The following is a 25,751-nucleotide window of genomic DNA, read 5'->3' on the forward strand; positions in this document are numbered from 1 at the left end:
GATGCTATTATTGCGCCTGTCGCTTCATTTCAAAGCTGGGTCATGAGTCAACATTTCAGTACCAACCTCAAACTCGCCTGCAGTCACTACCGCTCTATATCGGAAGTCTGTCGGCTGCTGGTGATCAACCGGGCGCAATTCAACAAGTACCTCAGCGGGCAAAGCCAGCCGACGGCCTACAACCTCAAGCGCATCGGAGATTTCTTCGGGGTCGAGGATTACGAACTGGGCCTGCCGCCCGAACAGTTTGCGCGTCTGATCGGTGCTCGCGCCTCGGCCATGCCCACGCCCGCTCCCCAGGACCCGCTGCTGGCCATGCTGGCGCCGCTGCGGGAAAAGGCCGCGGACCTGTCGCGCTATTGTGGCTATTACTTCGAATACTCCAATTGCATGTCGGTGCCCGGCACCATCCTGGTGTCGCTGGTGCACCTGCGTGAGGAACAGGGCAATTTTCTCTTCGAACGCCAGGAGCGTCAGGAACGCTCCAGCACCAGCGATCCCCACGCCGATGACTGGGTGCGCTGCCGCTATCTGGGCGCTGCTTTTGCGCTGCAGGATCGGTTATTCCTGGTGGATTTCGAATCGCTGACGGTCAACGAGATGAGCCAGACCATCCTCATCCCCAGCTTCAAGAGCCGTATCACTCGTCTCAATGGCTTGAAAACCGGAGTGTCCAGCGGTGACCGGCGCAACCCGGCATGCACCCGCGTGGTGTGGGAGTATCTGGGGCTGGAGATCAACCGCATCAACGCCTATCGGCAGGTCCGGCTCTATCATCCGGACGATGCGCTGATCGACGATGACGTGCGCCGGCGTCTGCAGGCGATTCCCAATGTGCACGGCTTGTACGAAGTCGAATGATACTTGGTGGTTGACACACTATTGCCAGCAGGGGCAGTATTTTCCCATGAACGCGCACACGCCCGACCTCACTACCACCACGACCGCCTATGGCGGCCCGGTGATGCGTACCTGAGTCGAATCGGTATGCAACAAAGGCCCCGCCAGCACCCACTGGACGGGGCCTTTTGTTTTCTCCGTCCAGGCTGGCCAACGATGGAGAAGGACGATGAAAAAAGCTCTGCTGGTGATCGACATGCAAGTCGGTCTGTTCCACGGCCCGCAAGCGCCTTTCGAGGCTGACCGGGTACTGGCCAACATCAATACGCTGATCGCCGCGGCCCGTCGGGCCGGAGCGCCGATCGTGGTGGTTCGCCACACCGGCCCCGATGGCTCGCCGATTGCCGCCGGGAGTGCTTTTTGGCAAGTACTGCCCGAGCTGGCGGTGGATGCCCATCAGGATCACTTTATCGACAAGACGCGCCCCAGCTGCTTCTTCAACACGGGGTTGGCCGAATGGCTCGATGATGCCGGGGTAGGGGAGTTGGTGATCTGTGGGATGAAGACTGACTACTGTGTCGACAGCACGAGCCGATTGGCTGGGGATCTAGGCTTCAAGGCGGTGCTGGTGGCCGATGCCCATACCACGATGGACAGTCCGGTGCTGGACGCTGCGGCGATCATCGCGCACCACAATCAGCTGTTGGCGGGGCCGTTCGTGAAGTTGCAAAGCACTGTTGACGTGGCGTTCTGACCCTGCACCTGTAGCGAGGGGGCTTGCCCCCGAAAAATAGCCGGCACCCTGACATTGTCTGGTGACGCGAACATCTTTCGGGGGCAAGCCCCCTCGCTACAAGTTTATCAGCGACGCTGCTTGGTTCTGTAGGCCACCGCCAGTACGGCCAGCCAGATGGGTATCAACAGCACCGACTCGTTGATACCCGGCGTCATGGCCATGATCACCAGAATGCCCGCCAGAAACGCCAGGCAGATATAGTTGGTGACCGGGTAGCCCCAACTCTTGTAACTCGACACCTGCCCCGACGCGCGCAGCGAGCTGCGAAACATCAGGTGAGTGATGGTGATCATCACCCAGTTGAGCACCAGAGCCGCGACCACCAGGGCCATCAGGATCTCCAGCGCCTTGGCTGGCATCACATAATTGATCAGCACGCACACGCCCGTCGCCGCCGCCGAAACGGCCAATGCGGTGAGTGGTACGCCGCGCGCGCTGACATTGAGCAGGCGCTTGGGCGCGTTGCCCTGACTGGCCAGGCCGAACAGCATGCGGCTGTTGCTGTATACGCAGCTGTTGTAGACCGACAGTGCGGCGGTCAGCACCACCACGTTGAGCAAGGTGGCAACGATGTTGCTGTCCAGCGCATGGAAAATCAGCACGAAGGGGCTGCCGCCGGTTACCACGTTCTGCCACGGATACAACGACAGCAGCACGGTCAGGGCGCCGACATAGAAAAGTAGAATGCGGTAGATGACCTGATTGGTGGCCTTGGGGATGCTCACCTTGGGGTCATCGGCTTCGGCTGCGGTGATGCCGATCAGCTCCAGGCCGCCGAACGAGAACATGATGAAGGCCATGGCCATCAACAGGCCGCGCACGCCGTTGGGGAAGAAGCCGCCGTGTTGCCACAGATTGGCGACGCTGGCGTCCGGGCCGCCGTTGCCGCTGGCCAGCAGCCAGGCGCCGAAGACGATCATGCTGATGATGGCGACGACCTTGATCATCGAAAACCAGAACTCCATCTCGCCGAACACGCGCACATTGAGGACGTTGATCAGGTTGATGGCGATGAAGAAGATCGCCGCCGACATCCAGGTCGGTACATCCGGCCACCAGTACTGCACATAGACGCCGACCGCCGTCAGCTCGGCCATGCCCACCAGTACATAGAGTACCCAGTAGTTCCAACCGGCCATGAAGCCTGCCTGCGGGCTCCAGTAGCGCGCGGCGAAGTGCGCGAAGGTGCCGGCGACCGGCTCTTCGACCACCATCTCGCCCAGCTGGCGCATGATGAAAAACGCGATCACGCCCGCGAGGGCGTAGCCGAGAATGACCGAGGGACCGGCCATGGCGACAGTGTGAGCCACCCCCAGGAAAAGCCCGGTGCCAATGGCCCCGCCCAGGGCGATCAGCTGGATGTGACGGTTCTTGAGGCCTCGGCGCAATTGGCCGGGGCGCGCTTGCTGTTCCATTGAAAATCCTTCGTGCATGAAGCGGACTGACCTGTGCCGGACGCCGCGACGGCTGCCATTGCGGTTGGCATCGCGTGCTAGCGGGCGATCATTGTTTTGGGGTGAAGCGGGAAGTGGGCCGTGCCGCTGGCCCGTTACACAGCATACCAGCTGAGGAACATGTCCAGCGCGCCCTCGACTACCTCGGCCTGGCGTTCGGGCGACAGAAGTGATTCATTAAGTGTCACCTGCGGCCAGAAGGCGAAGGACTTCATCAGCGCGTGTATCTGAGTGGCGGCAAAGCCGGGCTCGACCGGCTTGAGACGCCCATCCTTCTGCGCGGCGCGCACCCACACGCTGACGGTCTCTTCGCGTTCGTTGATGCGGGTGACCCAGACCATGGCACGCTCGGGAGAGTGCACCGTGGCGCCGATGGCGATACGCGCCAGATCGATACAATTCTGGTCACACAAGCTTGCCATCTTGGCTTCGAGCAGTTCACGCAGCTGCTCGCGCAGACCGACGTCGGGGCGATAAGGATCGTCGGAGGCGGGCGGAAAGCGCGACCACAGGCGCTCCATGATTTCGGCGAATAGCTCTTCTTTACTGGGGAAGTGGTTGTACACGGTGCGCTTGGAAACTTCCGCCCGGGCCGCGATGCGGTCCATGCTGGTGACCTCGAATCCGTTGTCGCGAAATTCGTCGATGGCAGCCTCGACGATGGCTTCACGTTTACGGTCGGTCAATCTCGGGGGCGGGGTGGTCATGGGGGCTCTTGATTGAAAATAAGTACACCGACCAGTTTACTTGCCTGGGAGAATGATGCAAGCTAGAAACTACACTGTGTAGTGTACCTCGTTCCTGCTACCCGTCATCCGTCACTCGGTCGGGCTCGCCCGCCAGCGCCGCACCTTTCATGGAGTCATGCCGCCATGTCCCACCCCTCCAATACCCTCACCTCCGTGAGCACCGCCAGCCATACGCCAGCCACCCTGCGTCAGCTCGATGGTCGCTACGTCAACCATGCACCGCGCCATCGCGCCGGCACCCTCAAGACTCTCGGCATCATCTGGAACAGCCTGTTCAACAAACCAGCCGATACCCGGCCCGCCGCGCCGATTCCGGTGCAGGCCATTAGCCGTCATCAGCTGTTGGCGGCGCCGGACAACAGCGTCTGGCGGCTGGGGCATTCCACCGTGCTGCTCAAGCTCAACCAGCGCTTCTGGCTGACTGATCCGGTGTTCGCCGAGCGTGCATCTCCCGTGCAATGGGCCGGTCCCAAGCGCTTCCATCAACCGCCCATCAGCCTTGACGAGCTGCCGCCGCTGGCTGCAGTGATCCTCTCGCATAACCATTACGATCACCTGGATCACGCCACCATTCTTGCCCTCAAGGACCGCGCCGAGCACTTCGTCGCGCCGCTGGGCGTCGGCCAGACGCTGATCGAATGGGGCGTGCCCGCGGCCAAGGTGCATGAACTCAACTGGTGGCAGTCGGTGCGCTTGCACGGCGTCGAGTTGGTGGCCGCGCCGTCCCAGCATTTCTCGGGCCGTGGGTTGCGTGACAGCAACAAGACCCTCTGGGCCTCCTGGGTGATCATCGCCGACAAGCACCGGGTATTCTTCAGTGGCGACACCGGTTACCACAGCGGTTTCAAGCTGATTGGCGAGCGCTTCGGGCCTTTCGACCTGACCCTGATGGAAACCGGTGCCTACAACGTCGACTGGCCGGACGTGCACATGCACCCCGAACAAAGCCTGCAGGCGCACCTGGACGTGCGTGGGCGCTGGCTTATGCCGATTCATAACGGCACCTTCGACCTCGCCCTGCACGCGTGGCATGAACCACTGGATCGCATTCAGGCGCTGGCATGGGAGAACAATGTTCGCATCGCCACGCCGGAAATGGGGCAGCCGTTCTATCTGGATTATCCGAGCCCTTGTGCACCCTGGTGGATCGGCGTGGTGGAGGGTGAGGGGGCAGTGGTGGCGGTGGCGAAGGAAGCGCAGCCGGATTGGCAAGGGATGGCGCGGCCGGCTGGGCGGCGGCAGGTAAGTGAAGGCTGACAGTCTTAAAACGGTTTTGCCGCGATAATAGCCATCATCCTATCTCTGCTCAACATCCATTCCGCAGACACCTGGCAACGTGCATTGACAAGCTGTTGGATCATGTCGAAATCTTTGTTGAGGTTTCTGGAGTAGATCGGCTCATGATGGGCAATTCGATTTCTGAGCTGGCGCAGGAGGTTCACGGAGGCGAAGATCCAACTACGGTGATCGGCGATCGATTGGTCGTACGCCAGATTAGGCATGACCCTCCTCAACTGCGAGTTCCAGATTCTACCGTCATGCCTGCTGGTGAAAAGCTTCTCCCAGAACACAAATTTCAACTCGGCAATAGCGTGCCCCGGCGTTGCGGCTCTTTTGCGTACAGCATGTAAATCGGTCAGCGCGCTGTAACCTGGTCCTTGGTGCCGTGGCAAGCTACGCTCAAAACCCGAATTCCAAGGCCAGCGCGGGCCGTGGACTGCTTCCAAGGCATCCGCTGCTGCATTTCGCAGCACTACCTCACAAAAATGCAACGGTGTCAAAAATGCAGCGCAAACTTGGGTATTCCAGATGTACAAGGTCAAACCCTCGCGCGCTTCGCAACCTGCCGCCAAAGCCGCTGCCTCATAGGTGGCAATTCTGGCAGGCGATAGTGAGCGGCGGATGGCGTCTGGAAGGTTCATTGACATGGCTCCGGGTCTTCCTTATAGTTTTCCCACTTGCCACGGGATTCGCGGGCGTCAGCCTCCCCCCGAGGACAGATGAAAGACACAAAAAACCCACCTTCTGGTGGGTTTTTTGCGCTCTGACGAAAATTATAGAGAGAATGTCGGGGTTGGCCTTGGATGATTTCTTTGCAAATCATGACGATAATCAATGGCCAGGCAGGATTTAGATCTGGCAGCGGTTTTCGGGGACGTTGGAAGCTCGATGCGAACCCGACTCCGGTGGCCAATACATATATACGTTCAGAGCGCTTCGCTGGCCTCATCACCATTTTGCGGTAGTCAGTGGACGGCAAAAATCGATACAAACGTGGGTGCCAGACGTTGCGTGCACTGCGGTATTCGATTGAGGCGCCATCCTGCCCACAGCTCGAGAAAGCAATAGACACAGACCACGACCATTGCTACCAAAACGAGCCAAGGACTGATGTCATTGCCAATACGCGCAGCGATGAAGGTCAAACCTACCCCCAGCACCGCCGCCACCTTGGTCAAGGCCTGCTGAGTGCCTCCGTGGTTCTGGCGGCATCATCGCTGACATTGCCCCGCAGCGTACTCAAGGCATTCAAGTTAAGAAGGAAGCTCAGCCGGATTGGGAGGGGATGGCGCGGCCGGCTGGGCGGCGGGTGAGTCAGGGTTGACGGTCACCCCATCTGCGACTAAATTTAGTCGCAGATGGAGTATGTGATGTCCAAACAACAAAAACTGATCATTCGGCTTATGAATCTCAATGGAGTGTTCACTTGGACCGAACTTTGTACGCTTCTCAAAGGACTCGGTTATCGTCAGATAGAGGGCGATGGTAGTCGGGTAAAATTCGATAATGGAAATGTGAGGGCAATGATTGCTCTTCATAAACCGCATCCGAGCAATCAAATCAAGGCTTACATCAGGAAGGACGTGATTGAGCGCTTGAAGGCGGAGGGAATGATTTAATGGGTTCGCTACTACAGCATCGCGGCTATTTTGGGTCCATCGAGGCCAGCGCTGAAGATAACTGCCTGTTTGGCAAGTTGCTGTTCATCAAGGCGTTGATCAGTTATGAAGGCCAGACAGTCGCCGAATTGGGCCACGCGTTTCGGGAGGCAGTGGATGATTATCTGACTACCTGCGAATCTTTGGGACACGCGCCCGAAATCCCTTGCAAGGGCTCGTTCAATGTCCGCGTCGGGCACGATCTTCATCTGGCCGCCAGTGTGGCGGCGAGTCAGCGGCAGATTTCACTGAATGACCTGACACGGCAAGCCTTGGATGCTTTTCTTCACGGTGCTCACTGAGCCTGTAGAGGGTTCAGGATAAGTCCGGCGGTTGGCGTTTTGCCAGGCAAGAGGGCGCCAGGACGTATACGGATCCCTCTTTATCCGACCGCAAGCCAAGTCGATGGCTCGGGCGGCCTGCGTGGAATTTCTCGCTCAGGTTGTTGCGTCCCCCTTTCTGATTCAGGTGGGGTGACGACATTCTCCCGCTCCACACCATGAAAGCTCCAAACCACCACAATCACACTTAAAGTCACCAGCAGTGCGAACCCGACTCCAGTCGCCCACAAATATACTCGCCCGGAGCGCTGGGCCGGCTTGATGACCATCTTGCGGTAATCCGCCGACGGCAAAAATCGATACAACCTAGGGTGCCAGTCGTTGCGTGCACTGCGGCGTATTCGAATGAGGCGCCATCCCGCCCAGAGCTCGAGAAAGCAATAGACACAGGCCACTGACATGGCCAGAAACACCAGCCAAGGACTGATGTCACTACCAATACGCGTAGCGATGACAGTCAAACCCACACCCAGTGCCGCCGCGACCTTGGTCAATGCCTGCTGAGTGGACTCCGTGGTTCTGGCGGCATCATCACTGACATTGCCCCGCAGCGTACTCAAGGCATTCAAGGTATCCAGTGTGAGATCGCTCAAGTGCAGCTGATAGACCAATTTTGCGCCTTCCAAGGCGTTGCCCAGGTGGGCCGCAAAGTACATCGCAGCGTCGCCGATTTCTCGCCCCGAGCGCGCGATTTCCGTGGACAGCATGGCATGGCGCAGTTCGGCCTCGCGCGACCATTCGTAGACCCAGCGCGCGGTGTTCTGTAACTGGTTGAATCCTCCTTCACCTAACGCCAGCAACGCTTGCGGCGACAACTCCAGGCTTTGAAGTTGCAGCGTCGGTGGCCCACGGAACACCAGTGTGCCGTTATCCATCGCCAGCTCATTGGCCAGGCAGTGGGCCAGGGCATCAAAGGCTTTACCCGCCCAGATGGCATGCAGCGGGTCCGCCAGGTTGATTTGGCTGTGCTCGTCCAGCAACCAAAGCCGAATATCCTCCGGCACCCGGCGGTTGGCGGCCGTTTCTCGTACCAGTGCCCGGGGCGAGCGAGTCGCTGCGGCCTTGTTGAACGCGAGCGGCTCGTGCCAATCACCGTACGCTCGGCCGTGAGTGATGAGCGCCTGCTTTAACCGCGCCAGTCGCCAGTGATCAGCCTGATGCCCACGTATCAGCATATCGCTGAAGCCCGTAGCGCTGAGCAGATACAAGGCGCCGTCATCCCTGGGCAACACCTTGTGCAGCGTCAACCGATAGGGCGCGAAGTCGTCATCCAGCCTGGCCAGGTTAAATGAATTGTTCGCGCTGTCGACCAGCTGATACTCCCACTGCAGCCCCTCGACAGCTTTGGCCAAAGCGCGTGCGCAGCTGACGTCAAGTTTCGACGCGACGAGGCACCCTGGGGTTTCATTGATCCATACGCCGTGTTCACTGGCGAGCGTATCGAGCAGTTCAGCCAGCGCGTCTAGCGACAAAGTCGTCTTCCGTGATCTGCTTGGTGTCGATGATGATGCGCTGGCCAGCGGTGCCGTTGTCGAGAATCTGCACCGTGGAACCGGCAGCATCGTCCGGGAAGATCACGATCACCCCTTCAGTGGTTTTCAGGCGCCGCGTGGGCGCCTGGCGCAAGACGTTACGCACCGGCTTGAAGGTCAGATTGTCGAGCTTGGCCTTGCGGATGCGTTTTTGCGTTTCGTCGGTGATTTTCTTGATCAAGGTGGCATCGGCGGGATTGCCCGCGCCTTCCATGATCGCGTCGATAATCGCCTGGTTATCGACCTTCGGCGCCTTGCCGAGTATTCCCCGTGCGGTCGCCAGGGCTGTGGAAACATCCTGTTTGGGAAGAAGTGTCTTGAATTTCTGCAGCGTCGCCTGCACCACATCCAATGCTTTTTGGCTCAGTTCGGCGTCATCCACCTCACGGGATACCCCGAGAAACTCCTGAAAGTAATCCGACAGTTCAGGCGCCGCGCGTTTTACCCGGTCCCGGGCCGAGACTTCATCTTCTGCAACGCCGGAGACAACGCGGATCAAGGCGGCTTTCTGCACGGCACGGTTGTCATCGATAAAGGCATTGATGATCCGCAGCAACACACCACCCGGCTGATGCGGATCCTGCTGCAACGCCTCGCGGTAGTCATATTTGATCAGGCTGTAGATGCGTACACTGCTGTCTTTGACGGTCATTTCGAAGATGAACAGCGCGCCATCGCTACTGCTGCTGACGTGCTTGTTGTTGAAACTCGACGCCAACGCCTGAGCGCCCCGTTCAAAAGTGTTCTTGCCACTGGCGATTTCTTCGAGTTTGCTCTTGGTAGGGGAGCGTGTATCGAAGCGGAACACTGGATCCACCGCAGTATCGATGATCTTGTCGATAAAAAACTCTTCGTGCTGCACTTTGCGAGCCGGATTGGCCGTGAAACTCTGCCCACCCACGACATGCAGAATCATGTTTTTTATACGCAGCGAATTGATTTCGTCATCTGTAAAGAAACCCACACTTATCTCCTGCAATAGCCTCTGATAATCAGATGGCGGCCTGTTTTTTATTGGTTCTGTCGATGGTGGGGGACGCGCATCCCTTCGTACATGACTATTGGCAGCCGACTTGTCGAGCCGGCGTTCGACAGATCCGGGACGCGCGTTCGGGCCAGTTCAGTTCATAGACTGATGAAGTCTTGCAGGTTGCCACGGCCGATGATCACCCCAACCGCAGTGGCTGCGGCACCGCGCACTAGCGCTGTTCCGTCGTTGGTCATTGCATAGCGAAGCGCCGTAAGCGCTTGGGCGCCGCCTGCTGCTCCCAAACCGGTGGCGGCACCGGCTCGTGCCTCGGATGTACCGTCATGCCTCAACACTTGTACGAGTTCTGCGACGATTTCTGCATGAGTTGCCATAACTACTCCTCTTCCTAAATGGTTAATGCCGCTTCCAGATTTCGGTCGCGTTCAGCGATCGCCTGACGCAACCTTTGCCGGTGCCCCTGTCTGCGTCGCGCTTGAGCGGTACTTTCGTCTGGGCGCCTACAATCGCGCTTCAATTGCGCGGTAGGCCTGGTTTCACTTCTGGCGAGGGAGAAAGGGAAGCGTTTCCCAGTGACTGAGGGCGGAAACTTACGCTATTGGTTTAATTAGGTGTTACTGATGATTCATACATCGGTACAGATCTTTGATAAAAAAGAATGCAGATGGATGCGGCGCTCTGGAAAGTTAACAAAATGTTTCCAAGCGCCTCGCCATTTTGCTTTAGTGTGGATGATTTGCCGGTAGGTAGCGCCGGAACAGTGCCCTGGCCCCATAAGCGGGAAGGATATTGAGAAATGCCAAAACGACTTTGACGGCGATTTGTACATAGACCATCTTCAAGATGTCTGAATTGTCCAGTGCGCCGTAGAATGCTATGAAACAGAATAGAAAGCTGTCGAGGATCACTGCGAACAGAGTACTCAGGAATACACGGAGAAAGAGGAGTCTGGAATTCGTCAGTTCCTTGATCTTGCAAAGCAGATAGGAGTTAATGTATTCCGAAATCAGAAACGAGACAGAGGAGGCCACCAGCACTGACGACACATGCTTGATCACTTCACCGTACGGCGTGTCCAGCGCCCAATTGGGGGCTCCAGGAAAGAAGGTGGAAAACGCCAGCAGAAGAATGATCAGTGCATTGCCCGCAAACGCAAAAAAAATCGCCTTTCTAGCAAGCTTCAAGCCGTATGACTCGTTCAGCATATCGACTATTAAAAATGTCAGCGGATAAAGAAAAAGTCCGGGTGTTACCATAATGTCCAACCCTGCTATGTAGATCAGTTTCGTGGCTGCGATGCCGGTAAATATAAAAAGCAGCAGAAGTGCCAGGTTAAGGGCGGTATAAATCGACCACGACGCTTCATGACGATCGCTCAGTTCGTAGGCAGTCGAGCCCGAATCGCGCGAGTAGTATCTTCTGAAGATATGCTTTACATCGTGCCTGCTGAGCTGGTCCATGATTTCGCTTTTCATCAGATCACGTAATCTGATGTCGAAGGTCTTTCCTGTTGAGGAAATCATGATGGTGGCTTGAGTGCCGCCATCTTTGAAGGCTAACACTTTGTAGTTGTTTTGTTCATCAGTTGCCATTGAGTCGTTCCTCAATTACTTCACCAATCATGCGTGTTTGCTCCGAGTCGATGCTGGTGGCGCGTGTGATGTGCAGGCGTTTGTTCAAGCAGTCGTATACCAGCGCCTCCGCCTCGGGGCTTGTGGGGCCTATTTTCACGATCAGCAGATCACCCGGCTCGTATAACCCTGTGATCTCGTTTTCAATCAGTACGCCTATCAGGTTGCGGGCTTTGCCAAAATAATAGGTCAGCGGATGAGTCGTACAAAGCTCTCCGATTCGTTTTTCCAGATTTTTCAGAAGTGCCCTTTCCTTTATGATAGGTACCGCTGCCGGATTGATGTTGCCGTGAAGCGACAAGGTATTTCCTACAATTTCATGCTCTTCGAAATCTATTGTTTCTATTTCACTGTAAGATACCCCAAAAAAATCCGAAATTTTTCGGATGGTTGACTGTTGAACGTTGGTCACTCGTCCGTCCAGGATTTTGTAGATAGTACTGCGCGTCAGGCCGCTTGAAAGGCACAGGGATATCTGGGTTTCGCCCCGGCTTTTCATCAAGTACCTGAGGTTGTCTCTGATTTGCTCTGATCTTTGTTTTTTCTGCATTGAATGCCTCCCAGCCGAGGGTTACTCCAGATGAGGAGTATCCAGTGTTTTCTGGAGGTTTTCATGGTCATGATAATCAATGTTACAAACTAGAAGGCTATTATTATTGGATAATGCATTTTTGAAAAATCAAGACACAATTATCAACGATGGCTCGTTGCAACTACCTAATGCTGAGGGCTAAAGAATCATTGAATTACAAAAATGATGCTTTTCCAGCATAAAACTGTAGCTTTTGCGGTTCAAAGATCTAGGATTGAACTCAGTGAGTCTGCAGCCGATATCACAATTGCACAGACGACTATCCAACAAATTGTCAACATTAAGAGCATTTCCAATGCCCCATACCCACCTCAACACCGCCGGCACTACCACCTTCGGCCAGACCCTCAGCGGCAACGTCCTGTTCACCCTCAACGCCGACATCCCCGCCGCTGATGCCTTGGAACACGCCTCCATCCTCCAAGACTGCGCCAACAAACTGATCTTCGAATCAGCCTTGGGCAGTAACGACCCTACCAGGCACCTGGCGCTCTCTGCCCTGTACCTCGGTGAAATGGCCAAAGCGATCATGGACGATGTCGCCCGGTCACTGGAAACCCCGGCCTAGACAAGGCGCTATGCCCGTTTCCCCGCAAATTTTCACACTCAACCCCCACCCAGCCCATGTACGATACGCAACGCGGCCATTTACGCCCGGCGAACGACCGAACGAGGGGGGGAGTTGAAGATCTTCAAGTGGATGCTGGCACTGGTGTGTGTCGGCGTGATCGGCCAGGCCAGTGCAGCGCTGGTGATGATCGATCCGGTAACCGCCAAGCGCATCGACAGTGCCTTGCACCTGCCGCGCAGCGACGACAATGACGACGCCGGCGCGCGCATCGCCGCGGTGTCGGCGCAGTTCCTCGGTACGCCCTATCAGGCCCAGACCCTGATCGGCTCGCCCATGACTCCGGAAAAACTCGTGGTCGACCTGCGTACCGTGGACTGCTTTACCTACCTGGATTACGTCGAAGCGCTGCGCAAGTCGTCGAGCTATGCCGGTTTCGTGCAGAACCTGGTGCGCACCCGCTACAGCGACAATCAGGTCAGTTACTTCCATCGCCGGCACTTCTTCACCGATTGGGCAGCGACCCAACCGGTCAACGCCTATGACGTCACCCGCGAGTTGAGCGAGCACAGCCTGAGCGTCACCAAGGACCTCAACCGCAAAGCCGACGGCAGCCCGTTCCTGCCGCAACTGGGCGTGACCCGCCGCCAGGTCAATTACATCCCCAGCCGCTATGTCGATCAGGCGCTGCTGGCGCGCCTGCGTACGGGGGACTACATCGGTATCTATACCCCTGAGCAGGGGCTGGACGTCACCCACGCGGGCATCTTCGTGAGCACCGATCAGGGGCCGATGCTGCGCAATGCGTCGTATCGGGTCGCCAATATGAAGGTGGTGGATTCACCGTTTCTGGCGTACATAAAAAGTGTGCCGGGCATCGTCGTGCTGCGGCCGCTGCCCAGTACCGGAAAAATCTGAGCGCGCAACGCTGCACTGCGTTGAAGAGCGCGCCCCGACCAAGGATGAACTGCCCATGTCTGCACCGCTGTCCGAATCGAGCGCCACTGCCACGGCAAGCCCCGACCGCGCGGCCACCAGCCGCGCACGCAACGTCGCGCTGCTGGTGGCCGTGACCTTTTTCATGGAAAACCTCGATGCCACGGTGATCACCACGGCCTTGCCGAAAATGGCCGAGACCTTCGGCGTCGGCGCGGTGGACCTGAACATCGGTATCACCGCCTATATCATCGCCGTGGCGATCTTCATCCCACTGTCGGGCTGGATGGCCGATCGCTTTGGTGCGCGGCGCATCTTCGCCATCGCGATTGCGGTGTTCAGCCTGGCATCCTTGCTGTGCGGCCTGTGCACCGAGCTGGATACCTTCGTGTGCGCCCGCGTGTTGCAGGGCATCGGTGGCGCCTTGATGGTGCCGGTGGGGCGCCTGTCGGTCTTGCGCACCACGGAGAAAAAGGACCTGGTGAAGATGATCGCCCTGATCACCTGGCCTGGTCTGGTGGCGCCGATTCTGGGGCCGCCGCTGGGGGGGTTGATGGTCACCTACGCCACCTGGCCATGGATTTTCTTCGTCAATATTCCCTTGGGCCTGATCGCTATCGTGGGTGCGCTGGTGCTGGTGCCGGCAGGGCGCGACGCCAGCGTGCGACCGTTCGACGCCATGGGATTCCTGTGGCTGGCGGGCGCTTGCGCGACCCTCATGCTGGGCCTGGAGTGGTTGGGTGAAGCGCAATCCCAGCGGCTCACCTTGGCGATGCTGATGTTGGTGGTGGGGGTGGTGCTGGCATTCCTGGCGATTCGCCATTGCCGTCGCCACCCGGCGCCCTTGCTGGCGCTGGATGCCCTGCAGTTCGCGACCTTTCGCTCCAGTATTTATGGCGGCTCCTTGTTCCGTATCGCCATCAGCGCGTTGCCGTTCTTGCTGCCGCTGATGTTCCAGGTCGGCTTCGGTCTGCCGCCGGTGACGGCCGGGATGCTGGTGCTGGCGGTGTTCGCCGGTAACTTGCTGATGAAGCCGTTCACCACTGCGACCATGCGCCGTTGGGGCTTTCGCACGGTGTTGTTGGTCAATGGTGTCATTGGTGTGCTGTCGATCCTGGCCTGTGCGTTGCTCAGTGCCGATACGCCTTGGCCGGTCATTGCGCTGGTGCTGTTTGTGGGCGGGCTGTCACGTTCGTTGCAGTTCACCTGCTACAACTCCGTTGGCTTCGCGGATGTGCCCAAGCCCGGCATGAGCGCGGCCTCGACCATGTTCAGCATGTTCTTCCAGCTGGCCATGGGCATGGGGGTAGCGGTCGGGGCGCTGTTGCTGCGCCTGTCGATGGCGGTGCAGGGCCACAGTGCCCACGCTCTGACCAGCGATTTCCGTGTGGCCTTCGTGGGCGTGGCGGTGGTCGGCTTGTTGGCCCTGATTGATGTCTATGCGCTGGAGCGCAAGGCGGGGGAGCATGTGCTGGAGCGCTGAGGGTCTATTCGCAGCGCGCTTGCGGGCCTCTTCGCAGGCAAGCCTTGCTCCCACAGGTGTTCGGCTCTGGATCAGCGGGCAAGGCTTGCTCCCACGGGTGTTCGGCTACGGATAGGCGGGTAAGGCTGTGGGAGCGAGGCTTGCCCGCTGATCCAGAGCCGCCTCGTTGCTTGATCAAGGCACCAGCAAAGCCCGCAGGCGCCCCAGCAAGTCGGCGATGCGAAACGGCTTGATGACCATGTCCATCCGCTCTTCCAGAAACGTCTGCAGGTCCACGGCGTTTTCCGCGTAGCCGGTCATGAACAGGATCGGCAACTGCGGATGCCGTTCACGCACATTGTCGGCCAGTTCGCGGCCGGTCATCTGCGGCAGGCCGACATCGGTCAGGACGATATCGACGGAGCTGTCCGAGGCCAGCAGCGCCAGGGCCTGATCGGCATCTTCGGTGAGGGTGCAGCGATACCCGGCATCCACCAGCACGTCATGCACGAACATGCGCACCGAGGCCATGTCTTCGACCACCAGTACATGCTCGCCAGCGCCACGATGAGGCAGTTCGACAGGCTCGGCGGCCTGGGTGGCGATGGCCTGACCGGCCGGTAGAAACAGCGTCACTTCGGTGCCGTGGCCGAGCAGACTGCGAATGTGCACATCACCACCCGACTGGCGCGCGAAGCCGTAGATGGTCGACAGCCCCAGCCCGGTGCCTTTGCCCACCGGCTTGGTGGTGAAGAACGGGTCGAAGACCTTGTCGATGACCGTGTGTTCGATGCCCACGCCGTCGTCACGCACCGACAGCACCACATAGTCGCCATCGGCCAGGCGACTGTCGCCGCGGGAATGGGCGGCATAGGTCGAGAGCTTGATGGTGCCGCCTTCGGGCAGGGCGTCGCGGGCGTTGATGACCAGATTGAGCACCGCGCTCTCGAACTGGATCGGGTCGATCATGGCGATGGCGACGCTGCCGGTGAGGTCCAGCGTCAGGGTAATGCGCTCGCCGATGGTGCGCTGCAGCAGGTCCTCGAGCGAATGCACGTGCTCGTTGATATCGATCGGCCGGGTATCCAGCGGCTGCTGTCGGGCAAAGGCGAGCATTCGATGGGTGAGGGCGGCGGCGCTGGTGGCGGAGCTCAGCGCGGCATCGGCGTAGCGCAGCACCGAGTCGGTGCGCGAGGCTTCGATGCGCTTCTTGATCAGTTCCAGCCCGGTGATGATGCCGGTCAGCAGGTTGTTGAAGTCATGGGCGATGCCGCCGGTGAGCTTGCCCAACGCGTCCATCTTCTGTACCTGCAGCAGCTGCGCCTCGGTGCGTACGCGCTCGGCCACCTCTTCGGCCAGCAAGGTATTGGCGGTAGCCAGTTGCTTGCGCTGCTGGCGTTCGCGCTGGCGGTGCTCGGTGACGTCCTCGATGAACACCAGGCTGTGGCCCGGCGTGCGATAGGGCGACACTTGCCATTCGGTTTCGCGCAGTTGGCCGTCCACCTGCAGAGCCAGGTTGCCACGCCAGCGTTCATTGCTCTGCAGGCGCAGGCCGAGTTCTTCGATCACCGCCTCCTGGTGGTCGGCGAAGCGCCCGTGCAGGCAGATGTGCTTGAGGTCATCCTGAAACAGCTGACTGAAGGCGTGGTTGCATTCGATCACCTGCAGGTCTTCATCGATGACCGCGATGGGCGCGGCGATGTTGACGAAGATCTCGCGAAAGCGCGCCTCGCTGTCCCGCAGCGCCGACTCGGTGTCGCGCACCCGCAGCAAGGTCCGCAGCGTCGCCATCAGCACATCCGGATCGACCGGGTGGATCAGATAGGCGTCGGCGCCGGCTTCCAGGCCGGTGATGATATCGCCGCTCTGTATCGAGGCTGCCGACACGTGGATGATCGGCAGCAATGCGGTGGCCGGCGCCGCGCGTAACTGACGGACGATATCGAAGCCGCTCATGTCCGGCAGGTTGACATCGAGGATCAACGCGTCGAGGGTCTCGACGGCGATCAGCTCCAGGCCGTCGAGTCCGGTCCCGGCTTCCAGAATCTCGATGCCTTGACGTTCGAGGCGGCGGCGCAGGGCATAGCGGGTCGCGGCGTTGTCATCGACGATGAGCACGCGAGTGTCACGCATCATGGCCAGGCTCCAGGGCGAGGGCCAACGGGATCACCACATAGAACACCGAACCGACACCCGGCGTGCTCTCGACCCCCACGCGCCCACCCAGCAGCATCGCGAAACGCTTGCACAGGGACAGCCCCAGCCCGGTACCGCGCAGGCGTTTTTGCAGCGGCGAGTCGATCTGCGAGAAATCCTCGAACAGCGTGTTGTGCAACTCGCTGGGGATGCCGATACCGGTGTCGCTGACTGCGAAGCGAATCTCACGTTCGTTCTCCAGGCGCGCTGAAACGCGCACTTCGCCAGCCTGGGTGAACTTCAGCGAGTTGGAGATGAAGTTGCGCAGGATCTGCGCAACCTTCTTGTCATCGGTATACAGCCGCGGCAAGCCTACAGGCTCTTCGAAAATCAGGTCCACGGTGCCGGCGTCGACGATCGGCCGGAACATCCCGCGCAGAGCCGAAAACAGGTCGAGCATGTCGAACCAGGCCGGCGAAATGGTGATGCGCCCGGCTTCGATCTTGGCCAGGTCCAGCAGGTCATCGACCATGTCGCTGAGCTCGCGCGCCGAGGTGCTGATGAAGCCGACCTGCTTGTGCTGCTCCGGACCCAGCGGACCGTCCAGCTCATCGGCGAGCAGGCCGGTGATGCTGAGGATCGAGCCCAGCGGAGTGCGAAACTCGTGGCTCATGTACGACAGGAAGCGGCTCTTGAGGTCCGAAGCCTGGCGCAGTTCCTCGGCCTGGTTGTCGAGCTCGGCGTAAAGGGCCAGCACGCCCTGATTGGTTTCGTCGAGTTCGGCGCGCAGGGCCTCGGTTTCGGCCTGCAGATGCGCGATCAGCGCGGCGCTGGCGACCGGGTCGAGTTCGGGAGTGTCAGACATCGGGTGCCTCCAGCGCGATAACCAAAACCGTCACATCGTCGCGCCCGCGGCAGAAGTCGCGGTGCAGTACGGTAGCAATGACGGCCGGGTGCCGATGCACCAGGCCGGGATAGTCCAGCAGGTTCCAGCGTGACTGCAGGCCGTCGCTGAACAGGATCAGCAACTGGCCCTCGGCCTCTGGAAAATCGAACGTCTGGGCACGGCGAAACTGCGCCCCGACGATCCCCGGATGGGAGGCCATGCCGCGAGTCTTGGCCGCCGACACCAGGCAGGCGCCGATATTGCCGATGCCGGTAAAGCGCAGATGGCCGCTGCCGGCATCGTATTGCGCCACCGCCACGGCGCCGCCGCGGGTGCCGTTCATGGCCTGGTGCATGTCGTCGAACAGCAAGCCCGGATTGCCATGGGGAGCAATGCTGAAGGCTTTGCACCCGGCCCGTGCCGCCACTTCGGCCTCCGGGCCATGGCCCAGACCGTCGACCACCAGGGCACTGAGCAGCCTACCCTGGCGAGCGACCTGCCAGGCATCACCACAGGCCGGGTCGTCGTGCAATGAATGCTGGCTGATCCCCACGGGCCAGTCGTTGTGCTTCTCGCGCTTGGCGAACAGCCGCAGCAGCACCACCGAGCCACGGGCGTCGGCATAGGTGTCGAAGACTTCCGATTGACGCAGCAGGGCACCCAGGCCAATGCCCTGGGTGCCGCGGGTGGACATGCCGTCGGGAAGGCAGTCGTGCAGGTCGAAACCGGGGCCGCGATCGACGCCGATCAGCTCGATCCCCGCCAGTGCCGGCAAGGCGCGCAGATGCACCTCACCATGGCCGGCGTGCTTGAGGATGTTGCTGGCCAGTTCGGTCGCGACCAGCGCCACGCGCCCGCAGTCATTGCTGTCGAATCCGGCCTGTTCGGCCAGTTTCTGTGCGCAGCGGCGCGCTTCACCGACCTGGGTCTGATCTTCCAGGGCAATCACCTGGGTCAGCGCGCTGTAGAGGGTCACGTCCATCGAGCGATCGTCACACGAGTACCTTTGCCGGGAGCGGTGTCCAGTTCGAAATCCTCGACCAGCCGCCGTGCACCGGTCAGGCCCAGGCCCAGGCCGCCGCCGGAAGTCCAGCCGTCGGTGAGCGCCAGCTTGAGGTCGGGGATGCCCGGGCCCTCGTCGCGAAACGTCAGGCGCAGGCCGACCCGCGGGCCGTCCTCGAGGATCTGCCAGTCCATGTCGCCGCCGCCGCCGTAGACCACGGTATTACGCGCCAGCTCGCTGACCGCGGTGACCAGTTTGGTCAGGTCGATCAGGCGCATGCCGCACTCCTGGGCCAGTTTGCGCGCACTCTGACGCGCCAGCACTACGTCCTGCTCGATGCGCACAGGTTGGGTGCCGCTGCTGCGCACGATCATGACTGCGCCACGCGTTCTTGCAGCAGACGCATGCCGCGCTCGACGTTCAGCGCGGTGCTGACGCCGGGCAGCGTCATGCCCAGCTCCACCAGGGTGATGGCCACCGCCGGCTGCATGCCCACCAGTACGGTTTCGGCGTCCATGATCCGCGACAGCCCGGAGATGGTGCCGATCATGCGGCCGACGAACGAGTCGACGATGTCCAATGCCGAGATATCGATCAGCACGCCGCGGGCAGAGGTGTTGCTGATGCGCTCGGACAGATCGTCCTGCAGCGTCAGCGCCAGCTGATCATGCATGTCGACCTGAATGGTCACCAGCAGGTAAGCGCCCATTTGCAGAATCGGGATGCGGTCCATGGATTCAGACCGCCTTGCTGACGGTCACGCCCAGACGGCGTAGGGCCAACGCCAGGGCGTCGGCGAGGTTGGCCTTGGTGACCACGCCTTGCAGGTCGAGCCCCAGGTGCACGATGGTCTGGGCGATCTGCGGGCGCACGCCGCTGATGATGCAGTCGGCACCCATCAGGCGAATGGCGGTGACGGTCTTGAGCAGATGCTGGGCCACCAGGGTGTCGACAGTCGGCACTCCAGTGATGTCGATGATGGCGATTTCCGATCCGGTATCGACGATGCGCTGCAGCAAGGACTCCATCACCACTTGGGTGCGTTGCGAGTCGAGGGTACCGATCATCGGCAGCGCCAGGACGCCGTCCCACAGCTTGACCACCGGGGTGGAGAGCTCGAGCAGTTCTTCCTGCTGGCGCTTGATTACCGCCTCGCGGGATTTCTGGAAGGTGCGAATGGTGTGCAGGCCCAGAGCGTCGAGCAGCTCGGAGACTTGCAGCAATTGGGTGGACAGTGACGCTGGGTCGGCTTCGTATTCACGCTGCAGAGCTTCGAACAGCGGGCCTTTGAGGGCGAAGATGAAGTTGGCGGTCTGATGGGAGTCATGGCCCAGCAGCGCGCGGCTGTGGGAGAGCTTCTCCAGGAACGAGCGAGCTTCATCCCAATTGCTGCTCGATACATTGAGCGAGTCGCCATGCTCCAGGCCGCTGACCAGCGCGTGAAGAAAATCGCGGGTCTGTTGCTTGACCTCGTCTTCCTTGACGTTGCGCAGGGCGCCACTGGCCTCGAGATCGTTCAACCAGATGCTGGCGATCGCAGGTTGCTGTTGCTTGAAGGATTCGACTGTACGGGCATGCAGCGCAGCCATGGGGGAGCTCCTGAACTTTCTGGATATGAGGTGTGCAACGATCAGCGAAGTATCAAGCAAATTGGTGGTGGCGTCGATTTGCGCTTTCGATTTGCAAAGCAATAACTTATTGCCGGTTTGGCAATTGAGGATGGCGGCCGGAAATCGTTCCATAGGGCCCCGACAAATTCCACTGCCCAAGGGCATGCTAATCTCGCCGGCAGATAACTTGCGCTGCAGTCACCTTGGTGTCGTGCACGTGAGCTCATGCCCCCACCGCGCGCTATGAAAAAGGACACCCCATGAGCTGGTCCGCCAGGCAATACACGATGTTCGAACAGCAACGCACCCGCCCGGTCCGCGACCTGGTGGCAGCCATCGCCACCCAGAACGTACGCTTGGCCGTGGACTTGGGCTGCGGCCCCGGCAATTCGACCGAGGTGCTGGCCCAGCGATTCCCCGGGGCCCTTGTCAGCGGCCTCGACAGCTCTGCGGATATGCTCGATGACGCACGCAAGCGGCTGCCCGCGCTGGAGTTCGAATTGGCCGACATCGCCGAGTGGGTTGCGCAAGAGCCGGTCGATGTGATCCTCGCCAACGCCTCGCTGCAATGGCTGCCGGACCACGCCACCCTGTATCCGCGGCTGGTGGATCAATTGGCGCCCGGCGGCACTCTCGCGGTACAGACCCCGGACAACCTTGAAGAACCTTCCCACCGGCTGGCCCGAAAAGTGGCGGCCGAGGGGCCGTGGGCGAGCAAGATCGGCAACGTCAGGCATCCCGACCGCCATGCCCCCAGCTATTATTACGAGCTGCTCGCCGGCCATTGCCACAGCGTGGATGTGTGGCGCACCACTTACCTGCATCCGCTGGAGGGTGGTCATCAAGCGGTGGTGGACTGGTTCAAGGGCTCGGCGCTGCGGCCGTATCTGCAAAAGCTGGAGGAGGGCGAGCAGACGGCCTTTCTCGATGCCTATCTGGCACAGATCAAGGAGGCCTACCCAGCGTTGCCCGACGGTACCGTGCTGTTGCCCTTTCCGCGCTTGTTCATCGTCGCCATGCGCTGACCGTCGGGCCGTTCGCAGACCCAGGCGCTACTGCAATGGGCCCATCAGGCCTAGGTCTACGACTGCTGTTGAGGCGGGGTAGATTCCTACGGGCCGATCTCTGCCCGCTCTCATTGCCTGAACCATCAAGTAGTCGTTGACGAATCGCTTCTGACACTGCTGTTGCGCCTAGGCAACCCCGTAGATCCTGTTGTGCGAGCGAACCGACGCTGCAGCTCAAAAATTTCCCCCTCCCAAGAGGATTGCGAGTTGAGCCGAAGCGAATCCGTAGATCCTCTTGGGTAACGGATTTGCATGGTCTGCAGCTCAAGAAGTTCCAGCGCCCAAGGTGGACGCGTGTTATAGATAGCTAGTTGGGCGGCCGTTTCGGTTGCAGCTATGCGTTGTTTCCCAACCCGCTTGGCGAGCCCGCCGGTCAAACCCGCCATAACTGACGTACCTAATCCAAGGATCACATTCTTCAGATTGAAGTCACTTGCGGTCTCCGGGTTCATGATCTTTGCCAATTCGATGAATACCGCCACCGTGCCCGCCAAACCGAAAACGGACGCGCCTACGGTTGCGGCGAGCACGTCGCGGCCACCTACCGCTAAACCAAGCGTCTTCAACAAACCGGGTGCCGCGACAGCACCTGTGGGGTCGGTGAAATTGATCGGGTCACCTTTGCAGTACGCATAGCAGTTCAAGCCTCCTTGGCCGAATGGGCTCAAGGCGTCTGGGCTTAGCATGATCATGAGGGTGGGCCTGTAAGCGCGGTGACCATTACCTAGCAGATACAGGCCCGTGGAACCTTCGACGGGCTGGCCAGCGAAGCCCGATCGAACACTCCCGGGCTGCGAATAGCCAAAACTGCTATACGCTCGGTACTCGATACCTTTGCTCGCGTGCGCATACAACGTAGAGCCCTGACTATCCGCTCCTAACAATGACGTACTTTGTGGCTTCTTCATGAGTAGGTCCTCGGCTGGTTGTGGCGGATATTAAAACCGGATCGAACGCAGCGCACCTCACAGATCTGATAGGTACGTCGTAGGCTGGAAGGGTGGGCAGGTACGCTACAAGCGTTCAGGGGTTGCAAAAATCGATATAGCTTGCCATCGCATCATTCAATAGAATGGTTCTCATTCTATTTTAAATCTGCGCGGACCCCTTCATGAGCGACGCAGCCGCCCTCGATATGCTCTACCGCGATCATCACTCCTGGCTCGAAGGCTGGCTGCGCCGCCGTTTGGACAACCATTGGGATGCCGCCGACCTCAGTCACGACACCTTTGTGCGCTTGCACGCCAGCGAGCAGCCGCTGAACGAGTTGCGCGAGCCGCGGGCTTATCTGCTGACGCTGGGCAAACGCCTGCTGATCAACTTCTACCAACGCCGCAGCCTTGAGCAGGCCTATCTGCAGGCCTTGGCCACGCTGCCTGAAGCCTGCGCGCCGTCGCCGGAGCAACGCTGGCTGCTGCTCGAAGCGCTGCAGGCGCTGGATGCCTTGCTCGATGGTCTGCCCGCTGCGGTGCGTCGGGCTTTTCTGCTGGCGCAGCTGGAGGGTTTGAGTTATCGGCAGATCGCCGAGCGGCTGGGGGTCAGCGAGCGCACCATCAAGCGCTACATGGCCCAGGCCTATGAGCATTGCCTGGTGGCCGAGCTATGAGCAGCGCCGCTCCCGGCACCGACACCCGGCAGGTCGCCCGAGCCGCTGCGCAGTGGCTGGCGCTGCTGGAGTCGGGCGGCGCCGATGCCAGCGACCATGCACGCCTGCAGCACTGGCGCGACAGTGACAGCCGTCACGAGCATGCCTGGCAAAAGGCGCAGCAATTGCGCGAGCGTTTCGCCGGATTGCCGCCGACACTGGCGCTGGCCAGCCTCGACAGACCAGCGCTAGATCGCCGGCAGCTGCTCAAGCGCACCTTGGCGGTGGCCGCGGTAGTGCCCAGCACCTGGCTGGCCAGCCGGCAACTGCCGTGGAGCAACTGGACCGCCGATGTGCGCACCGCAACCGGCGAGCGCCGCACCCTTGCCTGGCTCGATGGCGGCCGCCTGCAGCTCAACACCGCCACGGCAGTCGACCTCGACATGGCGGCGCGCACCATCCGCCTGCTCGAGGGCGAAATCGCACTCACCGTCCCCGGCCCCCAGATCACCACTGTGCTGACCTCGGTCGGTCAGGTGCGAGTCGGTCAGGCAGACATCTGCCTGCGCCAGTCAGAGGCGGGCTGCCAGGTCGCGGTGGTCCGTGGCAGCGCTCAGGTGCAGCCATTACAAGGCGGCTCGATGCTGCTCCAGGCCGGTCAGCAAGTGCGCCTGCTTGCTCAAGGCGCCGGCCGTATCGAGGCCTTCGATGCCCTGCAACCGGGGTGGCGCGACGGTGTGCTGACGGCGCTGAACCAGCCGCTGGGGGATTTCCTCCGTGAGCTCGATCGCTATCGCCCCGGCGTACTGCGCTGGTCGCCGCAGGTCGCGGCCTTGCGGGTCACCGGCAGCTTCCAGCTGGACGACACCGATCGCGTCCTGAGCCTGCTCAGCGCCAGCCTGCCGATCGAGGTGCAATCGCGCAGCCGCTACTGGGTTTCGGTGCAGCGCCGCGGGGCACCGGCCTGATACCGATTCAGCGCCGCCGGTCAGCGAACGGCAGTCCGATAATCGCACCGATTTCGCTGCAGATGTTTTCCTCCAGGCCCCAACTTGCGGCACGCTATAGCACAAGACGCCAAGCGTGCCCGCCGGGCCACCTGACGTCGTTGCCGACACCGCGTCGGCTACGCTGATAACAAGAGCTGAAGACGTGGCCAAGTCGCATTGCTGGCCTGCGCCTCGATCCATTCATACTCCAGGAAAACCAGGAGCTCGCTTTGATCAATAAAACCTATGAGTCCGTCGCTGCCGCGGTGGAAGGCATCGCCGACGGTTCGGTCATCATGGTGGGTGGCTTCGGCACCGCCGGCATGCCTTCGGAGCTGGTCGATGGCGTCATCGCCACCGGCGCTCGCGACCTGACCATCATCAGCAACAATGCCGGCAACGGTGATCTCGGCCTGGCGGCGCTGCTCAAGGCCGGCAGCGTGCGCAAGGTCATCTGCTCGTTCCCGCGCCAGTCCGACTCCTACGTCTTCGACGAGCTCTACCGTGCCGGCAAGGTTGAACTGGAAGTGGTGCCTCAAGGCAACCTGGCCGAGCGCATCCGCGCCGCCGGCTCGGGCATTGGCGCGTTCTACTCGCCCACCGGCTTCGGCACTCTGCTGGCCGAAGGCAAAGAGACCCGCGTGATCGACGGTCGCAACTACGTGCTGGAGATGCCATTGCACGCCGACGTGGCGTTGATCAAGGCCTTCAAAGGCGATCGTTGGGGCAACCTGGTGTACCGCAAGGCGGCGCGCAACTTCGGCCCGATCATGGCCATGGCGGCCAAGACCGCCATCGCCCAGGTCAACGAGATCGTCGAACTGGGTGAGCTGGACCCGGAGCACATCATCACCCCGGGCATCTTTGTCCAGCGCGTGGTAGCGGTGCCGACCTACGCCACTTCTTCGTCCGCTAAAGCTGTCTGAGGCCTGCCATGACTGTCACGAAAAAACTCTCGCGTAACGAAATGGCCCAGCGAGTGGCCGAAGACATCCTCGAAGGCGCCTACGTCAACCTCGGCATCGGCGTGCCGACGCTGGTGGCCAACTACCTGGGGGACAAGGAAGTGTTCCTGCACAGCGAAAACGGCGTGCTGGGCATGGGCCCGAGCCCGGCGGAGGGCGAAGAGGACGATGACCTGATCAACGCCGGCAAACAGCACGTGACCCTGCTGACTGGTGGTGCGTTCTTCCACCACGCCGACTCGTTCTCGATGATGCGCGGCGGCCATATCGATATCGCCGTGCTGGGTGCCTTTCAGGTATCGGTCAAGGGCGACCTGGCCAACTGGCACACTGGCGCCGAGGGTTCGATCCCGGCAGTGGGCGGGGCGATGGACCTGGCCACGGGCGCGCGTCAGGTATTCGTGATGATGGACCACCTGACCAAGACCGGCGAAAGCAAGCTGGTGCCCGAGTGCACCTATCCGCTGACCGGGATCGGCTGCGTGAGCCGCATCTATACCGATCTGGCGATTCTGGACGTGACCTCCGATGGCTTGAAGGTGCGCGAGATCGTCGCGGACATCAGTTTTGAAGCGCTGCAAGAGTTGAGCGGCGTGCCCCTGATCAAGTGAGCGACGCGGCGGATGTGCAATCTGCCATAATGCAATCGGGGGCGCCAGGCCCCCGATTGGTCCGATCGAAA

The 25,751-nt window shown here is 60.3% G+C and carries 28 protein-coding genes; 13 read left to right on the forward strand and 15 right to left on the reverse strand.

The window, feature by feature from the left end:
- The first annotated feature begins 42 nt into the window (after nt 1-42).
- Both AC3WJP_RS00665 and AC3WJP_RS00670 read left to right on the forward strand, forming a co-directional pair.
- On the forward strand, nt 43-861 hold the full coding sequence (locus AC3WJP_RS00665; protein ID WP_493719307.1) for a helix-turn-helix domain-containing protein: 819 nt from the start codon (nt 43-45) through the stop codon (nt 859-861).
- Between the two features lie 208 nt (nt 862-1,069).
- Entirely contained in the window at nt 1,070-1,594 is a 525-nt protein-coding gene (locus AC3WJP_RS00670; RefSeq protein ID WP_493719308.1) for a cysteine hydrolase family protein, read from the forward strand.
- A 107-nt stretch (nt 1,595-1,701) separates the two neighbouring features.
- Here AC3WJP_RS00670 and AC3WJP_RS00675 read toward each other — a convergent pair whose 3' ends face one another.
- Nucleotides 1,702-3,051, reverse strand: a complete 1,350-nt coding sequence (locus tag AC3WJP_RS00675) for an amino acid permease (RefSeq protein WP_493719309.1) — start codon at nt 3,049-3,051, stop codon at nt 1,702-1,704.
- Between the two features lie 134 nt (nt 3,052-3,185).
- Nucleotides 3,186-3,797, reverse strand: a complete 612-nt coding sequence (locus AC3WJP_RS00680; protein ID WP_493719310.1) for a TetR/AcrR family transcriptional regulator — start codon at nt 3,795-3,797, stop codon at nt 3,186-3,188.
- 165 nt (nt 3,798-3,962) lie between these two features.
- Between AC3WJP_RS00680 and AC3WJP_RS00685 the strand changes: the two genes are divergently transcribed.
- Entirely contained in the window at nt 3,963-5,096 is a 1,134-nt protein-coding gene (locus AC3WJP_RS00685) for an MBL fold metallo-hydrolase (RefSeq protein ID WP_493719311.1), read from the forward strand.
- Between the two features lie 5 nt (nt 5,097-5,101).
- Here AC3WJP_RS00685 and AC3WJP_RS00690 read toward each other — a convergent pair whose 3' ends face one another.
- The gene (locus AC3WJP_RS00690; RefSeq protein ID WP_493719312.1) at nt 5,102-5,761 is read right to left on the reverse strand and encodes a hypothetical protein; all 660 of its coding nucleotides are present in this window, start codon (nt 5,759-5,761) and stop codon (nt 5,102-5,104) included.
- Nucleotides 5,762-6,490: 729 nt separating this feature from the next.
- Between AC3WJP_RS00690 and AC3WJP_RS00695 the strand changes: the two genes are divergently transcribed.
- The gene (locus AC3WJP_RS00695) at nt 6,491-6,739 is read left to right on the forward strand and encodes a type II toxin-antitoxin system HicA family toxin (RefSeq protein ID WP_493719313.1); all 249 of its coding nucleotides are present in this window, start codon (nt 6,491-6,493) and stop codon (nt 6,737-6,739) included.
- Nucleotides 6,739-7,080, forward strand: coding sequence for a type II toxin-antitoxin system HicB family antitoxin (locus AC3WJP_RS00700; protein ID WP_493719314.1), 342 nt, complete (start codon nt 6,739-6,741; stop codon nt 7,078-7,080). Before AC3WJP_RS00695 ends, AC3WJP_RS00700 begins: the two co-directional genes overlap by 1 nt.
- A gap of 80 nt (nt 7,081-7,160) precedes the next feature.
- On the opposite strand, the gene AC3WJP_RS00705 is transcribed toward AC3WJP_RS00700, so the two are convergent.
- From AC3WJP_RS00705 to AC3WJP_RS00725, 5 genes are all read right to left on the reverse strand, one after another.
- Entirely contained in the window at nt 7,161-8,591 is a 1,431-nt protein-coding gene (locus AC3WJP_RS00705; RefSeq protein ID WP_493719315.1) for a hypothetical protein, read from the reverse strand.
- On the reverse strand, nt 8,569-9,615 hold the full coding sequence (locus AC3WJP_RS00710; RefSeq protein WP_493719316.1) for a nucleoid-associated protein: 1,047 nt from the start codon (nt 9,613-9,615) through the stop codon (nt 8,569-8,571). Before AC3WJP_RS00710 ends, AC3WJP_RS00705 begins: the two co-directional genes overlap by 23 nt.
- Nucleotides 9,616-9,776: 161 nt before the next feature.
- Nucleotides 9,777-10,013, reverse strand: a complete 237-nt coding sequence (locus AC3WJP_RS00715) for a HEAT repeat domain-containing protein (protein ID WP_493719317.1) — start codon at nt 10,011-10,013, stop codon at nt 9,777-9,779.
- Between the two features lie 348 nt (nt 10,014-10,361).
- Complete coding sequence (locus AC3WJP_RS00720) at nt 10,362-11,231, reverse strand: queuosine precursor transporter (protein ID WP_493719318.1); 870 nt, start codon at nt 11,229-11,231, stop codon at nt 10,362-10,364.
- Complete coding sequence (locus tag AC3WJP_RS00725) at nt 11,221-11,820, reverse strand: helix-turn-helix domain-containing protein (RefSeq protein WP_493719319.1); 600 nt, start codon at nt 11,818-11,820, stop codon at nt 11,221-11,223. Before AC3WJP_RS00725 ends, AC3WJP_RS00720 begins: the two co-directional genes overlap by 11 nt.
- Nucleotides 11,821-12,157: 337 nt before the next feature.
- On the opposite strand from AC3WJP_RS00725, the gene AC3WJP_RS00730 reads away from it, so the two are divergent.
- The 3 genes from AC3WJP_RS00730 to AC3WJP_RS00740 all read left to right on the forward strand — a co-directional run bounded on the left by AC3WJP_RS00730 (nt 12,158) and on the right by AC3WJP_RS00740 (nt 14,849).
- Complete coding sequence (locus AC3WJP_RS00730; RefSeq protein WP_493719320.1) at nt 12,158-12,430, forward strand: DUF3077 domain-containing protein; 273 nt, start codon at nt 12,158-12,160, stop codon at nt 12,428-12,430.
- A gap of 114 nt (nt 12,431-12,544) precedes the next feature.
- A complete protein-coding gene (locus AC3WJP_RS00735) occupies nt 12,545-13,348 on the forward strand; it encodes a DUF1460 domain-containing protein (protein WP_493719321.1) in 804 nt (267 codons plus the stop codon).
- 55 nt (nt 13,349-13,403) lie between these two features.
- On the forward strand, nt 13,404-14,849 hold the full coding sequence (locus AC3WJP_RS00740) for an MFS transporter (RefSeq protein ID WP_493719322.1): 1,446 nt from the start codon (nt 13,404-13,406) through the stop codon (nt 14,847-14,849).
- Nucleotides 14,850-15,023: 174 nt separating this feature from the next.
- On the opposite strand, the gene AC3WJP_RS00745 is transcribed toward AC3WJP_RS00740, so the two are convergent.
- Genes AC3WJP_RS00745 through AC3WJP_RS00770 form a run of 6 tightly spaced genes read right to left on the reverse strand, consistent with a single transcriptional unit; the run spans nt 15,024 to nt 20,442 of the window.
- A complete protein-coding gene (locus AC3WJP_RS00745) occupies nt 15,024-16,964 on the reverse strand; it encodes a response regulator (protein ID WP_493719323.1) in 1,941 nt (646 codons plus the stop codon).
- Entirely contained in the window at nt 16,954-17,829 is an 876-nt protein-coding gene (locus tag AC3WJP_RS00750) for a sensor histidine kinase (RefSeq protein ID WP_493719324.1), read from the reverse strand. The genes AC3WJP_RS00745 and AC3WJP_RS00750 overlap by 11 nt, the downstream gene beginning before the upstream one ends.
- The gene (locus AC3WJP_RS00755; protein WP_493719325.1) at nt 17,822-18,832 is read right to left on the reverse strand and encodes an ATP-binding protein; all 1,011 of its coding nucleotides are present in this window, start codon (nt 18,830-18,832) and stop codon (nt 17,822-17,824) included. The genes AC3WJP_RS00750 and AC3WJP_RS00755 overlap by 8 nt, the downstream gene beginning before the upstream one ends.
- Nucleotides 18,823-19,227, reverse strand: coding sequence for an anti-sigma regulatory factor (locus AC3WJP_RS00760; protein ID WP_493719326.1), 405 nt, complete (start codon nt 19,225-19,227; stop codon nt 18,823-18,825). The genes AC3WJP_RS00755 and AC3WJP_RS00760 overlap by 10 nt, the downstream gene beginning before the upstream one ends.
- Entirely contained in the window at nt 19,224-19,586 is a 363-nt protein-coding gene (locus AC3WJP_RS00765; protein WP_493719327.1) for an STAS domain-containing protein, read from the reverse strand. The genes AC3WJP_RS00760 and AC3WJP_RS00765 overlap by 4 nt, the downstream gene beginning before the upstream one ends.
- 4 nt (nt 19,587-19,590) lie before the next feature.
- On the reverse strand, nt 19,591-20,442 hold the full coding sequence (locus tag AC3WJP_RS00770; protein WP_493719328.1) for an STAS domain-containing protein: 852 nt from the start codon (nt 20,440-20,442) through the stop codon (nt 19,591-19,593).
- A 281-nt stretch (nt 20,443-20,723) separates the two neighbouring features.
- On the opposite strand from AC3WJP_RS00770, the gene tam reads away from it, so the two are divergent.
- On the forward strand, nt 20,724-21,488 hold the full coding sequence (gene tam / locus AC3WJP_RS00775) for a trans-aconitate 2-methyltransferase (RefSeq protein WP_493719329.1): 765 nt from the start codon (nt 20,724-20,726) through the stop codon (nt 21,486-21,488).
- A gap of 125 nt (nt 21,489-21,613) precedes the next feature.
- Here the strand turns inward: tam and AC3WJP_RS00780 are convergent, their stop codons facing one another.
- A complete protein-coding gene (locus AC3WJP_RS00780; RefSeq protein WP_493719330.1) occupies nt 21,614-22,438 on the reverse strand; it encodes an RHS repeat-associated core domain-containing protein in 825 nt (274 codons plus the stop codon).
- Between the two features lie 203 nt (nt 22,439-22,641).
- On the opposite strand from AC3WJP_RS00780, the gene AC3WJP_RS00785 reads away from it, so the two are divergent.
- The 4 genes from AC3WJP_RS00785 to AC3WJP_RS00800 all read left to right on the forward strand — a co-directional run bounded on the left by AC3WJP_RS00785 (nt 22,642) and on the right by AC3WJP_RS00800 (nt 25,680).
- Nucleotides 22,642-23,136 (forward strand): sigma-70 family RNA polymerase sigma factor, encoded by a 495-nt coding sequence (locus AC3WJP_RS00785; RefSeq protein WP_493719331.1) that lies wholly within the window; start codon nt 22,642-22,644, stop codon nt 23,134-23,136.
- On the forward strand, nt 23,133-24,083 hold the full coding sequence (locus tag AC3WJP_RS00790; RefSeq protein WP_493719332.1) for a FecR domain-containing protein: 951 nt from the start codon (nt 23,133-23,135) through the stop codon (nt 24,081-24,083). Before AC3WJP_RS00785 ends, AC3WJP_RS00790 begins: the two co-directional genes overlap by 4 nt.
- A 251-nt stretch (nt 24,084-24,334) precedes the next feature.
- Complete coding sequence (locus AC3WJP_RS00795) at nt 24,335-25,030, forward strand: 3-oxoacid CoA-transferase subunit A (protein ID WP_493719333.1); 696 nt, start codon at nt 24,335-24,337, stop codon at nt 25,028-25,030.
- Nucleotides 25,031-25,038: 8 nt separating this feature from the next.
- Nucleotides 25,039-25,680 carry a 3-oxoacid CoA-transferase subunit B gene (locus AC3WJP_RS00800; RefSeq protein WP_493719334.1) on the forward strand — a complete coding sequence of 214 codons (642 nt, stop codon included), beginning with the start codon at nt 25,039-25,041 and terminating at the stop codon, nt 25,678-25,680.
- The last annotated feature ends 71 nt before the right edge of the window (nt 25,681-25,751 follow it).

This window comes from Pseudomonas sp. GW821-FHT01A09, from assembly GCF_058986725.1.

Excerpts from the sequence above, each read along its gene's own strand:
- AC3WJP_RS00670 (WP_493719308.1), top strand. The coding sequence starts at position 1,070 with ATGAAAAAAGCTCTGCTGGTGATCGACATGCAAGTCGGTCTGTTCCAC.
- AC3WJP_RS00730 (WP_493719320.1), top strand. The coding sequence starts at position 12,158 with ATGCCCCATACCCACCTCAACACCGCCGGCACTACCACCTTCGGCCAG.
- AC3WJP_RS00760 (WP_493719326.1), bottom strand. The coding sequence starts at position 19,227 with ATGATCGTGCGCAGCAGCGGCACCCAACCTGTGCGCATCGAGCAGGAC.
- AC3WJP_RS00700 (WP_493719314.1), top strand. The coding sequence starts at position 6,739 with ATGGGTTCGCTACTACAGCATCGCGGCTATTTTGGGTCCATCGAGGCC.
- AC3WJP_RS00675 (WP_493719309.1), bottom strand. The coding sequence starts at position 3,051 with ATGGAACAGCAAGCGCGCCCCGGCCAATTGCGCCGAGGCCTCAAGAAC.
- AC3WJP_RS00695 (WP_493719313.1), top strand. The coding sequence starts at position 6,491 with ATGTCCAAACAACAAAAACTGATCATTCGGCTTATGAATCTCAATGGA.
- AC3WJP_RS00755 (WP_493719325.1), bottom strand. The coding sequence starts at position 18,832 with ATGGACGTGACCCTCTACAGCGCGCTGACCCAGGTGATTGCCCTGGAA.
- AC3WJP_RS00785 (WP_493719331.1), top strand. The coding sequence starts at position 22,642 with ATGAGCGACGCAGCCGCCCTCGATATGCTCTACCGCGATCATCACTCC.
- AC3WJP_RS00745 (WP_493719323.1), bottom strand. The coding sequence starts at position 16,964 with ATGATGCGTGACACTCGCGTGCTCATCGTCGATGACAACGCCGCGACC.
- AC3WJP_RS00750 (WP_493719324.1), bottom strand. The coding sequence starts at position 17,829 with ATGTCTGACACTCCCGAACTCGACCCGGTCGCCAGCGCCGCGCTGATC.
- AC3WJP_RS00665 (WP_493719307.1), top strand. The coding sequence starts at position 43 with ATGAGTCAACATTTCAGTACCAACCTCAAACTCGCCTGCAGTCACTAC.
- AC3WJP_RS00780 (WP_493719330.1), bottom strand. The coding sequence starts at position 22,438 with ATGAAGAAGCCACAAAGTACGTCATTGTTAGGAGCGGATAGTCAGGGC.
- AC3WJP_RS00685 (WP_493719311.1), top strand. The coding sequence starts at position 3,963 with ATGTCCCACCCCTCCAATACCCTCACCTCCGTGAGCACCGCCAGCCAT.
- AC3WJP_RS00720 (WP_493719318.1), bottom strand. The coding sequence starts at position 11,231 with ATGGCAACTGATGAACAAAACAACTACAAAGTGTTAGCCTTCAAAGAT.
- AC3WJP_RS00800 (WP_493719334.1), top strand. The coding sequence starts at position 25,039 with ATGACTGTCACGAAAAAACTCTCGCGTAACGAAATGGCCCAGCGAGTG.
- AC3WJP_RS00790 (WP_493719332.1), top strand. The coding sequence starts at position 23,133 with ATGAGCAGCGCCGCTCCCGGCACCGACACCCGGCAGGTCGCCCGAGCC.
- AC3WJP_RS00740 (WP_493719322.1), top strand. The coding sequence starts at position 13,404 with ATGTCTGCACCGCTGTCCGAATCGAGCGCCACTGCCACGGCAAGCCCC.
- tam (WP_493719329.1), top strand. The coding sequence starts at position 20,724 with ATGAGCTGGTCCGCCAGGCAATACACGATGTTCGAACAGCAACGCACC.
- AC3WJP_RS00680 (WP_493719310.1), bottom strand. The coding sequence starts at position 3,797 with ATGACCACCCCGCCCCCGAGATTGACCGACCGTAAACGTGAAGCCATC.
- AC3WJP_RS00690 (WP_493719312.1), bottom strand. The coding sequence starts at position 5,761 with ATGAACCTTCCAGACGCCATCCGCCGCTCACTATCGCCTGCCAGAATT.
- AC3WJP_RS00715 (WP_493719317.1), bottom strand. The coding sequence starts at position 10,013 with ATGGCAACTCATGCAGAAATCGTCGCAGAACTCGTACAAGTGTTGAGG.
- AC3WJP_RS00765 (WP_493719327.1), bottom strand. The coding sequence starts at position 19,586 with ATGGACCGCATCCCGATTCTGCAAATGGGCGCTTACCTGCTGGTGACC.
- AC3WJP_RS00725 (WP_493719319.1), bottom strand. The coding sequence starts at position 11,820 with ATGCAGAAAAAACAAAGATCAGAGCAAATCAGAGACAACCTCAGGTAC.
- AC3WJP_RS00770 (WP_493719328.1), bottom strand. The coding sequence starts at position 20,442 with ATGGCTGCGCTGCATGCCCGTACAGTCGAATCCTTCAAGCAACAGCAA.